At 30.9% G+C, this 13,425-nt stretch carries 12 protein-coding genes; 8 read left to right on the top strand and 4 right to left on the bottom strand.

Features of this window, described 5'->3' with window-relative positions; genetic code table 11:
- The first annotated feature begins 26 nt into the window (after window positions 1-26).
- From Lupro_RS10410 to tsf, 6 genes are all read left to right on the top strand, one after another.
- The gene (locus tag Lupro_RS10410) at window positions 27-425 is read left to right on the top strand and encodes a hypothetical protein (RefSeq protein WP_068209796.1); all 399 of its coding nucleotides are present in this window, start codon (window positions 27-29) and stop codon (window positions 423-425) included.
- A gap of 53 nt (window positions 426-478) precedes the next feature.
- A complete protein-coding gene (locus Lupro_RS10405; protein WP_068209793.1) occupies window positions 479-1,189 on the top strand; it encodes a hypothetical protein in 711 nt (236 codons plus the stop codon).
- Window positions 1,190-1,355: 166 nt separating this feature from the next.
- Window positions 1,356-1,811 carry a 50S ribosomal protein L13 gene (rplM, locus tag Lupro_RS10400; RefSeq protein WP_068209790.1) on the top strand — a complete coding sequence of 152 codons (456 nt, stop codon included), beginning with the start codon at window positions 1,356-1,358 and terminating at the stop codon, window positions 1,809-1,811.
- Window positions 1,811-2,197, top strand: coding sequence for a 30S ribosomal protein S9 (gene rpsI / locus Lupro_RS10395; protein ID WP_068209788.1), 387 nt, complete (start codon window positions 1,811-1,813; stop codon window positions 2,195-2,197). The genes rplM and rpsI overlap by 1 nt, the downstream gene beginning before the upstream one ends.
- A gap of 171 nt (window positions 2,198-2,368) precedes the next feature.
- Complete coding sequence (gene rpsB, locus Lupro_RS10390) at window positions 2,369-3,112, top strand: 30S ribosomal protein S2 (protein ID WP_068209785.1); 744 nt, start codon at window positions 2,369-2,371, stop codon at window positions 3,110-3,112.
- A 52-nt stretch (window positions 3,113-3,164) separates the two neighbouring features.
- The gene (tsf, locus tag Lupro_RS10385) at window positions 3,165-4,130 is read left to right on the top strand and encodes a translation elongation factor Ts (RefSeq protein WP_068209783.1); all 966 of its coding nucleotides are present in this window, start codon (window positions 3,165-3,167) and stop codon (window positions 4,128-4,130) included.
- 53 nt (window positions 4,131-4,183) lie between these two features.
- Here tsf and Lupro_RS10380 read toward each other — a convergent pair whose 3' ends face one another.
- The 4 genes from Lupro_RS10380 to Lupro_RS10365 form a co-directional block, all read right to left on the bottom strand.
- A complete protein-coding gene (locus Lupro_RS10380) occupies window positions 4,184-5,287 on the bottom strand; it encodes an acyltransferase family protein (protein WP_068209780.1) in 1,104 nt (367 codons plus the stop codon).
- 10 nt (window positions 5,288-5,297) lie between these two features.
- Window positions 5,298-6,629 carry a sugar MFS transporter gene (locus Lupro_RS10375; RefSeq protein ID WP_068209778.1) on the bottom strand — a complete coding sequence of 444 codons (1,332 nt, stop codon included), beginning with the start codon at window positions 6,627-6,629 and terminating at the stop codon, window positions 5,298-5,300.
- 152 nt (window positions 6,630-6,781) lie between these two features.
- Window positions 6,782-7,504, bottom strand: a complete 723-nt coding sequence (locus Lupro_RS10370) for a LytR/AlgR family response regulator transcription factor (RefSeq protein ID WP_068209775.1) — start codon at window positions 7,502-7,504, stop codon at window positions 6,782-6,784.
- Window positions 7,494-8,549, bottom strand: a complete 1,056-nt coding sequence (locus tag Lupro_RS10365; protein ID WP_227807442.1) for a sensor histidine kinase — start codon at window positions 8,547-8,549, stop codon at window positions 7,494-7,496. The genes Lupro_RS10370 and Lupro_RS10365 overlap by 11 nt, the downstream gene beginning before the upstream one ends.
- 193 nt (window positions 8,550-8,742) lie before the next feature.
- On the opposite strand from Lupro_RS10365, the gene Lupro_RS10360 reads away from it, so the two are divergent.
- The gene (locus Lupro_RS10360) at window positions 8,743-11,835 is read left to right on the top strand and encodes a SusC/RagA family TonB-linked outer membrane protein (protein WP_068209772.1); all 3,093 of its coding nucleotides are present in this window, start codon (window positions 8,743-8,745) and stop codon (window positions 11,833-11,835) included.
- Between the two features lie 4 nt (window positions 11,836-11,839).
- Window positions 11,840-13,417: a RagB/SusD family nutrient uptake outer membrane protein gene (locus tag Lupro_RS10355; protein ID WP_068209769.1), complete on the top strand. Its 1,578-nt coding sequence runs from the start codon at window positions 11,840-11,842 to the stop codon at window positions 13,415-13,417.
- Window positions 13,418-13,425: the final 8 nt, after the last annotated feature.

Genomic DNA, 13,425 nt, shown 5'->3' with positions numbered 1-13,425 from the left:
ATCAACCTAAAAAACTTTAGAAAAGCATGAAAAAAATTATATTTATACTAGGGATTTTATTACTAATATTTAATAGTTGCAATGTATCTAATGATGATGAAAGAAACGTCTCTTACAATGTCGAATTTAAAGATACTCCTCAAAATTTTGATTACTCAACTACAATAATCTATACTGGTGAAGATGGATTTAGCAAGTCTGATGAACTTCAATCTGCATTTTCTCTTTGGTCTCAAGGGGGTGGTAGTTTTTCAAAGGGAGATAGAGTAAGTATATCCGCTAATACTGCTCTTACAAGAGGAACTATAACGCTTACAATAATATGTAAAGATTGTAAAAATGAAAACTTAATTGATGATAGAATTAAAAAAATAATTAATCTTGAGACAATTAAAGTTGGGGAATTATCTTTAAATTTAGAATAGTACCTTTACTTCAAAAAAAATAATTACTTTAATAATAACTTAAAAAATAAAAAATGTTAAAAAAAATATCCTTAATCCTACTTTTCCTTTTCGTTTTTAACGACTTTCAAGCAAATACACTTAATATTAATACCGATGATGTCAATTTAGAAAATCTAATAGGTAAAAGAAAAATAGAGTTTGGAGTTTCAGAATCCGATGCTGAAATATGGATTAACGGAAGATTACTAGGTAAAGGTAATCTAGTAGTTGTTGTATCTTCAAACAGCTGTACAACTGTTATTGTGAAAAAAATTGGATTTCTAATAGAAAAAATAGAGTTCTGCAATAGAAAAGGGATGGCAAAACCACCTAAATCTTATTATATGCAGTTGGTAAGAGATGACGCTTTTGATGCTTCAATACAAACTGATATTGCAAATGTTGATATTGAGTTAAAATGTACAATTAGCAAAAACAAAGCTTGGAAATTAATAAACCAAATAATTCTTTCAAATATTGATGTTATTGAAATGACAGACAAAGAAACTGGTTATTTAAGAACTGCTTGGTCTCTTAAAATATTTAAGCAAAATACAATTAGAACACGTATCATTATTAAACAAACATCTGACGCACCTCTAACTTTTAAAGTTAAATTGGTTAGTGAAGAATCTGGATTACCGATGACAAGTGTTAAAAGTGACGAATTCTACAAGGAATGGGATAGGGTTTTACGAAGCTACTCAAATGTAATACCTGAGCTTCAAGCTAGAATAAAATAAAAATACTTATCTAAAATATTAAGGGTTTAGATTTATAAAAACTATAAATTTAAACCCTTTAAAATATACCTAACTTACTGTTTGTTATATAAATAATATTCTTTACATTTGCACTCCCTTTTTAGGGGCAAAAAAAGAATGTTTAACTATAACAAAGAATTTAATTGTGAATACATTAAGTTACAAAACAGTGTCAGCTAACAAAAATACCGTTACTAAAGAGTGGGTATTAGTTGATGCAGACGGCCAAACGTTGGGTCGTCTAGCTTCTAAAATAGCGATGCTAATTAGAGGTAAATACAAACCAAATTACACTCCTCACGTAGATTGCGGAGACAATGTAGTGGTTATCAACGCAGAAAAAATCAAATTAAGTGGGAAAAAATGGAGTGACAAATCTTACATTCGTCACACAGGTTATCCAGGAGGACAAAGATCATTAACTGCAACAGAAATGTTTGAAAAAGACCCAACACGTCTTGTTGAAAAAGCAGTAAAAGGGATGTTACCTAAAACTAAATTAGGAAGTGCTTTGTACAGAAACTTATATGTTTATGCTGGTGCTGAACATAACCAAACTGCTCAAACACCAAAAGCTATTAACCTTAACGATCTTAGATAATGGATACAATACACAAAATAGGTAGAAGAAAAACGGCAGTTGCTCGTATTTATGTTTCTGAAGGAAAAGGGAATATTACCGTTAACAAAAAAGATTTTAAAAACTACTTTACAACACCTCACTTACAATACAAAGTGATGCAAGCATTAAATTTAACTGATAATGCTGAAGCATTTGATATTAAAGTAAATGTTTTTGGAGGAGGAGTAACAGGACAAGCAGAAGCTATTCGTTTAGCTATTTCAAGAGTTTTAATTGAAATAAACCCTGAAAATAGAGCAATTCTAAAACCTGAAGGCTTACTTACCAGAGATCCTAGAATGGTTGAACGTAAAAAATTCGGTCAAAAGAAAGCAAGAAAAAAATTCCAATTCTCAAAACGTTAATCGTACTTGTGAATTGTTTCACCAATTTATTTGGTGGTTCATTGAAATTAAAATTAAAACAAAGTTGTCGTTGATCAGTCAATGACTGAAAAAAGTTTAGCATCCAAATAGGGAAGATCGATTTTCGCTACTTCCCTATTGCTAACTCAACGGAACGTAAACTAAATACAGATGACAAAAATTGAAATTCAAGAATTATTAGATGCAGGTGTACACTTTGGACACCTTACACGAAAATGGGATCCAAACATGGCTCCGTACATTTATGGAGAACGAAACGGAGTTCACATTATTGACCTTTACAAAACTGCTGCAAAAATTGTAGAAGCTGCTGAAGCTCTAAAAAAAATTGCAACTTCTGGCAGAAAAATACTTTTTGTAGCTACAAAAAAACAAGCTAAAGAAATTATATCCAACAAATCTAAGAGTGTAAACATGCCTTACATTACTGAAAGATGGCCTGGGGGAATGTTAACTAACTTTATTACTATTAGAAAAGCTGTTAAGAAAATGGCTATAATTGACAGAATGAAGCAAGATGGATCATTTGATGCTCTTTCTAAAAGAGAAAAATTACAAATAAACCGTCAAAGAGAAAAATTAGAAAAAAACTTAGGTTCAATTACTGATATGACTCGTTTACCTGGTGCTATTTTTGTAGTTGATGTAAAAAAAGAACATATTGCTGTTGCTGAAGCTAAAAAATTAAATATTCCAATTTTTGCAATGATTGATACAAACTCTGACCCAAGAGGTATTGATTATGTAATTCCTTCAAATGATGACGCTTCAAAATCTATTGATAAAGTATTAGGTTTTCTTATCGAAGAAATTGCTGAAGGTTTAGCTGAAAGAAAAGCAAATAAAGAAAAAGCAGTTGAAGCGAAAGTTGAAAAAACTGTAGTGAAAAAATAATAAATGTTCAATAGTTGAATACTCATTATTCAACAAAAAATTATAAAATAAAATGGCAAAAATTACAGCCGCAGAAGTAAGTAAATTAAGAAAATCTACCGGAGCTGGTATGATGGACTGTAAAAATGCACTTGTTGAAGCAGAAGGAGATTTTGACAAAGCAGTAAGTATTTTAAGAAAAAAAGGACAAAAAGTAGCTGATAAAAGAGCCGACAGAGAAACTTCTGAAGGTGCTGTTATTGCAAAAGTTAATGATGCCAATACGCAAGGTGTAATTGTTTCATTAAACTGTGAGACTGATTTTGTAGCTAAAAATGATGATTTTGTAAATTTAGCTAAGGAATTTGCAGCAATTGCACTAAACACTAATTCAAAAGAAGAATTTTTAAACGCTGATTTTGGAGGCATGACTGTTGCTGAAAAATTGATTGAGCAAACAGGCGTTATTGGTGAAAAATTAGAAATTGGAGGTTTTGAAAAAGTTACTGGTGAATATGTAGGTTTCTACATCCACGCAGGAAACAAAATAGCCGCTTTAACTGCGTTATCTAGTAAGATTGATGATGCTGAAACCGTTACAAAAGATATTTCTATGCAAGTTGCAGCAATGGGAGCAACCACATTATCTTATAAAGATTTAGATCCTGCTTTTGTAGCTTCAGAAACTGAAGCACGCATTGCAGTAATTGAAAAAGAAAATATTGAATTAGAGAGATTAGGTAAAACATTGAAACATGTACCTACCTATATTTCAAGATTACAATTAACTGATGAAATTATTGCGAAAGCTGAAGAAGATATAAAAGCTGAACTTAAAGCCGAAGGTAAACCTGAACAAATTTGGGATAGAATTGTTCCTGGTAAATTAGAACGTTTTATTTCTGACAATACAACTTTAGATCAAGAGTTATGTCTTTTAGACCAAAACTTTATAAAAGACGAAAAACAGACTGTTGCAGATTATGTTAAATCTAAAGGCGTTGATATTACTGATTTTAAACGTGTTTCTTTAGTTTAAGCACACATTAAAATGATATTAAAAACTCACCAATTGGTGAGTTTTTTTTTGATTTATATTTTGATAAATATCTTTTTCCTGTATAAAATATACGTTAACCACCAAAAGAAAATAATATGCGTAACTGCAAATAACAATGAGCCGTTCATATTACCTGCAATTGGAACAAAAATATTTTTATATAGGTAACTATAACCTGTTAATATTTCACCATCTGAGTTTGTGAATTTTACTAAATAAATTATTGTTTTAGCGTAAATTCCTGAAAAGATAAAAATAAACAGTGGGTTTGTTCCAAAATGAATGAATGGATTCGCCCATTTTTTTAAACCTTTAACATCAATAATCCATAATAGTAAAGCCAAAATTAGCATTGCCCAACCGGCTGTATACAACACATACGAGCTTGTCCATAAAGGCTTATTAATTGGCAATAAATATCCCCAAAACCACCCTAAAACACCACTAGCCAAGCCAAATATTATTAATTTTTTAATTGCTTTTAAAACATTGTTTGATCGCTCAATTAACCTTCCTGTTAAATAGCCTAATATTACTGTAGCTATTGATGGAATTGAAGAAACCAATCCTTCTGGGTCAAAAGGAATGCCAAAACCTTTATAAATATGATTTTCACCTAAAATAAACAAGTCAACTTTTCGTGCAATATTTGCCCCTAAAGAATATACATCTCCAGTACCTCCAAAATATAAGAGAGCCCAATAACCTCCTAAAATTAAACCACAAATAACTAATAAATACCTAACACTAAATTGCATACAAAAAATTGCTGCAATTCCATAAGCAATAGCAATGCGTTGCAATACTCCAAAAACACGGATATGTTCAAAATTAAATTTTGGATAAGCATTTAAAAAAAGTCCTAATAAAAAAATTATTGAAAACCTTTTTAAAACTTTTAAAAGTCCTTTTTTAGTAAGTCCATTTCCATATTTCTTAAAAGAATACCACATAGATACTCCCACAATAAACAAGAAAAAAGGGAAAACCAAATCGGTTGGAGTACAACCATGCCATTTTGAATGAAGTAAAGGCGGGTATACATAACTCCAACTTCCTGGGTTGTTTACCATAATCATAAGAGCAATGGTTAAACCTCTTAAAACATCTAATGCTATTAATCTTTTAGCTACCATATTCTAAAAATTAATCTTTTTTCAATCCTAATTTATGCCCTGCAACTGCATAATATAAAATAATAAGGTAACACGGTAATAAAATCCAGTAACCAGCTGTTGAGGCTTCTGCTGAGGCCGTAGCTTCACTTATACCCTGTGCAATTAATTTAACTTTATTTTCATCAACAAACCAGCCATATAACGGAGGAATAATTGCCCCTCCAGAGATTGCCATAATTAATAATGCTGATGCGGTTTTTGTAAATTTTCCCAATCCTTTTAATGTTAATGGCCAAACTGCAGGCCATACCAATGCATTTGCAATTCCTAATGCTGCAACAAAAAGAACAGATGTAAACCCTGAAGTAAACACAATACAGAAAGTAAATACTATACCTAAAATTGCACTTACTTTTAAAGCAAAAGTCTGACTTATATATTTCGGAATTAAAAACACGCCTAAACCATAGGTTGCAACCATTGCCATTAACGTAAATGTTGTAAAAAATTTAGCCTTAGTTGCTGTAAACCCTAATGAAATTCCATAAGCAATTATAGTGTCCCCAGCAACAACTTCAGCTCCAACATAAACAAATAATGTTAAAACACCCAACCATAAGTGTGGAAATTGAAAAATACTGGTTTTGGTAGTTTCACCGTCTTTCGCTTCCTCAATTGGTTCTGCCTCCACATGTGGAAGCGGAGCTTTTCTAATTAAAACACCTAAAACAAATAAAACTGCAGCCATAACAATATACGGAGTTACAACACTATCTGCCATGGTATCTAATAATTGTGCTTTTTCTGTAACACTTACGGTACTTAATTTATCTTTAATTTCATCAATCCCTGATAACAACAGTGCGCCAAAAATAAGAGAGCCTAATGCCCCTGCTATTTTGTTTGCAATTCCCATTATAGCAATACGTTTCGCTGCACTATCTATGGGTCCTAAAATGGTAATATATGGATTAGAAGCTGTTTGCAATAAGGTCATTCCCATACCCTGAATAAAAATTCCTGATAAAAACACCCAATAAGTTCTAGCTTCTGCGGCCGGAATGAAAACCAATGCTCCTATTGCCATCACAATTAACCCTAAAGACATCCCTTTTCTATATCCAATTTTATTAATAATTGCTGAAGCTGGTAAAGCCATTACCACAAAAGAAATATAAGATGCTGATGCTACTAAAAATGATTGAGCTGATGTTAATTCGTTTATGGTTTTCATAAATGGAATTAAAGCGCCATTAATCCAAGTTACAAATCCGAAAATAAAAAATAATCCTGCAATAATTATAATTGGTACTAATGTGTTGGTTTTCTTGTTTGAAATTTGGTTTACTTTTATAGACATACTTATTGTTTTACATAAAATTAATTAATTCTTATTGTGCTCTTTAAAAAGACAGTTTTCTAAAGTAACATATTAATTTACATCTACTAATTATTTTCTATAATCAACATACAATTAAAGTTAAACGAAGGAATTACAGGTACAAACATAAGTTAACCAACCAAATTATTTGTGTTTAATATTTTTTGCTTTGCTAATTGAAGGTAATTTCTACCAATAGGAATTCTTCTATTTGCTATTTCAACTGAATTTCCTTCAACAGAAGTTATTTTATTGATTGCTATTGTAAACGAACGGTGAATTCTTAAAAAAATTTCACTTGGCAATTCTTCTAAAATACTATTCATAGATTTATGAACCAAATAATCACCAACTTTTGTAAATACCTTTATATAATCTTTTAAGCTTTCAATAAATAAAATATCATTAAGTTTAATTTTCATCAATTTTTTATCAACTTTCAAAAAAATAAAAGGCTCTTCTTTAAATGAAACTTCATTTTTTTTATCTTTTCCAATACCTACTCTGTTATTTATTTTTGCAATTGCTTTTACAAAGCGTCCAAACGGAATTGGTTTTACCAAATAATCTAACACATCTAAATCAAAACTTTCAATAGCATATTCCCTGTAAGCAGTTGTTATTACTACGTGTGGTTTTTTAGGTAGTGACCTTAAAAAATCCAATCCACTCATTTTAGGCATATTAATGTCTAAAAAAATCACATCAATTTCATCAATTTCAATAGTAGGTAATGCCGCAATTGCCGTGTTAAATGTAGCCACCAACTCTATATCTGGAAAATCACTTAAATGATTTTGTATAACTTTAATTGCTAAAGGCTCATCATCAATAATAATACACTTAATTTTCATAGATTGGAATTTTTAACTGAATACAATAGTTATTTTCTTCAATAGTTGTTTTAAAATCAAAATTATTTGGAAACAACAACTCTAATCGTCTGTTTACATTCTGATTGCCAATTCCATGTTTTAAATCAGAATCATTTAATTGATTGAAGGTGTTTTCAACTTTAAAGATGAGCCATTTATCTAATACATTTTCAAAACTTATATTAACTTCAAGATTGTCATTATTTTTAGCACCATGTTTAAAACAATTTTCTACAAACGGTAAAAAAATTAAAGGAGGTACTTTAGTGCCTTCTATATTACCTACAACATCCGTCCTTGAAATTACATTATCTCCATACCTCAATCTTTCTAAATCTAGATAGCTTTGTATGTAATTTATCTCTTTAAATAAACTAATTAATGGCTCTTTTGCATCATATAAAACATATTGCATGATGTCTGAAAGTTTTAAAACCACACTTGGAGCAGCTTCAGATTTTTCTAAAGTTAATGCATATAAGTTATTTAAGGTATTAAAAAAGAAATGTGGCTGAATTTGAGCTTTTAAAAAGTCCAATTCTGTTCTTAGTTGTACTTTTTGCAAATCTTCAACTCGCTTACGCTCATAAATCCAATCAGCAGTTAACTTAATAGTAGTTACGAGTGCAACATCATAGATTCCAGTCAAAAAAACAACTACAATATGATTAAAGGAGTAAGCACTTTGAAGAGAATCTGACTCAGGCCAAACATTTTTATTAATTAATAAATAGATAAGTTCAGTTCTAACAACATAAAATACACAAAGTGTTAAAAGAAAAAATAGAATATATTTTTTATATTTTTTCTTTAAAATAAATTTTGGAAATAAAAAATAAATATTAAAATAAACTAAAAGCATTCCTAAAGAAAATGTAACCAAATTTGATTTAAAAGAATACCAATAATCTTCATAATAACTTCCCCAGCGTATTATATCAAAAATGAAATAAGACACCCAAAACCAAATATGGTATTTTGTTGGAATGGAATAACTAGTATTTTTAAACAATTTTGCAGTCAAAAAATAGAATTTTAAATTTTAAATTTTGGGAAAAAGTAGCAGTTTTTTTCATCACAACAAAATTTAGAGCTAGTAATTTGATTTAAAAAAATGCTTTTCGTTGTTATTTTTAGGTTGTTTGTAGATTAACTTTTGAATAAATTAATGTTAATTATATGTTTATAATTACAAAATTTAACTAATTTAATTATTTATGAAAAAATTAATACCATTATTAATTATGATTTTCTCACTCGCTATTACTCAAGAAGTAGCAGCGCAGACGAAAACAGTTTCTGGTACAGTAACGTCTGTATCAGATGAGTCTCCATTACCCGGAGTAAATGTTGTTATTAAAGGAACAACAAAAGGAACCCAAACTGACTTTGACGGGAACTACACCATTGAAGCTTCAAATGGCGATGTGTTAGAATTTTCATTTTTAGGAATGAAAACTAAGTCTATAACTGTAACTGACTCAAATACATTAAACGTTGTATTGTTTGATGATGCACAAAGTTTAGATGAGGTAATTATTACAGCCTTAGGAATGAAAAAAGAAAAAAAGGCTTTAACATACTCTGCTCAAGAAGTTAAAGGTGATGATTTAACAAAAGTTAAACAAACAAACCCAATAAATAGTTTATCTGGTAAATCTGCGGGAATAACTATCACAAGGAGTTCCTCTGGTGCTGGCGGAGCCTCTAAAGTGGTTTTAAGAGGGAATTCATCAACTTCAAATAATGATCCTTTATATGTAATTGACGGGATTCCTATGCTAAATAATGGAAATGGACAAAATGGTGAAGCACCAGGTGCTAATATTTTTGGTAGTCAAATAGGGAATAGAGATGGTGGTGACGCCATGTCATTAATTAACCCTGATGATATTGAAAGCATGTCTATTTTAAAGGGTGCTTCTGCTGCTGCTTTATACGGTAGCCAAGGTGCAAATGGAGTTATTTTAATTACTACAAAAAGGGGTAAAGATGGAAAATTAAGCGTCAACTTTAATTCAAACCTAACTATTGATAATGTAATTTCTTTACCTGAACTACAAACAGAATATCAATCTAACTCTGTTGGACAACCTGTTGCTGAAAATGGAAATGTTACAGATCCTAAATCTTGGGGGGTGAAAGCTAGTGGACTATCAAACAATCTAGATAGTTTTTTTAAAACCGGAAGCACATCAATCCAATCATTATCCTTAACTGCTGGAAATCAAAAAGCCCAAACTTATTTATCGTTTGCAAATACCTTAACCAATGGTGTACTACCAAACAATAAATTAGTTAGAAATAATTTAAATCTACGTGAAACAGCAAATTTTTTGAATGAAAAAATTCAAGTCTCAGCAAATATTAATTTATCTGACCAAAGAATATGGAACAGGCCAACAAATGGGTTATACTCAAACCCTCTAACAGGCTTATATTTAAACCCTGTAGGAATTGATTTAAATATTTACAAAAACAAATATGAGTATTTTAATCCATCAACAAATATGATGGATCAATATGCTACATCGTTTGATGAAAATATTCAGCAAAACCCTTATTGGTTAATTAATCGTAATCAAAGTAAAGATATTGCACAAAGGGTACTTGCAAGCGTAAGTGTGAAATACCAAGTTACAGATGATTTATCTCTTCAATCTAGAGGAAGTTTTGACAAATCCTTTTTTACATTTGATAAAAAAATGTATGCTGGAAGCGATTTAACATTTGTTCCTTCAACAGGTAGGTATATTTTAGAAAAGACTGAAAACACACAGCAATATATTGATTTAATAGCAACCTACAACAAAAATATTTCTGAGAATTATAGTTTTTCTGGAGTGCTTGGTACTAGTTTAACCAAATATTCTATTGGAGATAAACTTTCTCTTGACTCTGGGAATGGTAAAGGCCTAACTTATCCTAATGCATTTACAATAGCCAATTTTGCTGAAACTAACAACATTTCGCAGAGTGTTTCTAATAGAGAAGTTCAATCTATTTTTGGATCTGCAAATTTTAGCTATAAAAACATGTTATTTGTTGATATTACTGGTAGAAATGACTGGTCATCTACACTTGTAAACACAAATACCAAATCATTTTTTTACCCATCACTTGGTTTAACCGGTGTATTATCTGACATGTTTGAACTACCTAAAAGTATTTCTTTTGCTAAAGTAAGAGTTTCTTATGCTGAAGTTGGAAAAGAGATCCCTAGTTATGCAACAATTCCTTTAAACTCAATTCCAACAGGGCAAACTAATTTTATAAAACCAACCTTTGGTGTTAAAGAAGGTGAGACTTTACAACCTGAAAAACAAAAATCATTTGAAATCGGAACTGAATGGCGTTTTTTACATAACAGGTTAGGTATAGACTTAACTTATTATAACTCAAAAACTACTAATCAAATTTTCTTTATAGCTGCAGAACCTAATGTTAATGGTTATACACAAAATATTGTAAATGCAGGTGAAATTTCTAATACTGGAATAGAGTTAGTCTTAAATGCAAAACCAATTGTAAGTGATGACTTGAAATGGAACACTTCAATAAATTTTGCTACTAACAAAAATAAAGTAATCTCAGTACACCCTTCTCTACAAAATGGAGAAGCAATCCTAACATCTCCAGGTGTTAATGGCTATGGCTATTCATTAATCGAAGGAGAAGATTTTGGTAGTATTAGAGGACGTTCAATTATAAGAAATGAAAATGGATTACCTATAGTTACTGACGATAACGGAAACTTAACACTTGAAACTACTGATTGGGAAACTATTGCACATGCCCAACCTGATTTTACCTTAGGGTGGAATAACAGTATAGATTACAAAAATTTTACATTTAACTTTTTAATTGATGCAAAAATTGGTGGAGATGTAGTTAGTGTTACTGAAGCTGTAAATGATTTTTATGGTGTTTCACAAGCAACAGCTAATGCTAGAAATACTAATGGAGGAATGATTGATGTAGTTGATAATAATGGTGTAACTAAACAAATGACAGCGCAAGACTATTACCTAAAAACTGGTGGTAGAGCAGGTTTATTAGGTGAATATGTCTATGATGCAACAAATGTTAATTTAAGAGAAGTCGCTATTGGCTACAATTTAAAATTTGAAAATAAATTTATTGAAAACCTTCGCTTATCACTAATAGCGAACAATTTATTCTTTCTTTATAAAGATGCACCTTTTGACCCTAATATTGCTTCAAGTACAGGGATTGGTTTACAGGGAGTTGACATTTTTGGTCAACCTTCTACTAGAAGTATTGGTTTAAATATTAATGTAAATTTCTAAAAACATGAACAAATTATTAAAATATTTACTAGCAACAATACTTGCTGTTAGTTTCATAAACTGTACTGATAACTTTGAAGATATCAATACTGATCCAAATGGAATCTCAAACCAAAGTTTGACACAAATGAACAATCACATTGGAGGCTCATTTACACCAATGTTTTTAAATGTATTCAACGTAACTCCTGCTTGGAATTATCAATTACAACAAGGGCTTTTAGGAGATGTTTACTCAGGTTATATGACTCCCCCAACGCCATTCGCTGGTAATGTTAATAATATGACTTATGCATTAGTTGATGGATGGAATGGTTTTCCTTGGTCCGATGCATACGGAAGTGTAATGCCTTTTGTTTTAGATATAAAAAATGCTGTAGAATTAGGCAATGACCCTTCAGGAGATAAATTTGTTTACTTGGCAAATATTATTAAGGTAAGTGCTATGCATAGAGTGTCTGACATATACGGCCCTATTCGTTATACAAAATTTGATGATTTTACTACAACTGGAGAATACGACTCACAAGAAACTGCTTACAACGCATTTTTTAACGATTTAGGAGCTGCAATAGATGGTTTAAAGTCATTTGAAAGCGATTCTCAATTTGTTCCTTTTGATATGTCATCTTTAGGTGGGGATATCGCAATGTGGAGAAAATATGCTAATTCATTAAGACTAAGATTAGCTATGCGTGTAGTAAATGTTAACCCAACTTTAGCTAAAACTCAAGGTGAAAAATCATTATCAAGTGATGCTGGTTTGTTAGAAACACAAGATATGTACATTAATACTGGTTTTGCGCATCCAATTACAGTTATTAGCGGTTCTTGGGGTGATGTTAGAATGGGTGCTGAAATGGAATCTATATTAGAAGGTTTTGGTGATGGTAGAGAAGAAAAATACTTTAATCCTGCTAGTGACCCTGCTTTAAATGGTGTTTTCAAAGGAATAAGAATGGGAATTGAAATAGAAGCCAAAGGACAATATGGAAATCATTCATCAATTGGAAGTGTTATTGATGGAGAAACAATGCAATGGATGACTGCTGCTGAAGTACATTTCCTTATGGCTGAGGCAGCCTTACGCGGATGGTCAGGAGCTGGTAATGTTAAAGCTCATTACGAAGCAGGGATTAGAACTTCATTTTCTCAACATAGTGTTTCAGGAGTTGATGCGTATTTATTAGATAATACAAGCACTCCAAAAGATTTTGTAGATGCTATAAATCCAATAAATAATATTGCTTACCCTAGCGATGTAAAAATTGCCTACAATAATACTGGTACAAACGAAGAACAATTAGAACAAATAATTACCCAAAAATGGATTGCAATGTTCCCTGATGGCCAAGAGGCTTGGTCAGAATTTAGAAGAACAGGATATCCAAGAATTTACCCTGTAATGATAAATAATAGTGGAGGTACAATAGATACTAATATCCAAATTAGAAGAATTAATTTTGTTAGTAACGAAATTAACACTAATAGTACAAATGTTAATACCGCTATTAGTTATTTAAATGGCCCCGATAATGGAGGGACTAGACTTTGGTGGGATATTCCAGGTAGTAATTTCTAAACATAATT

Source organism: Lutibacter profundi (assembly GCF_001543325.1).
GTDB classification, from domain to species: domain Bacteria; phylum Bacteroidota; class Bacteroidia; order Flavobacteriales; family Flavobacteriaceae; genus Lutibacter; species Lutibacter profundi.
Note: the sequence above shows the minus strand (reverse complement) of the source record. Positions and strands in the feature narration are given on the sequence as shown.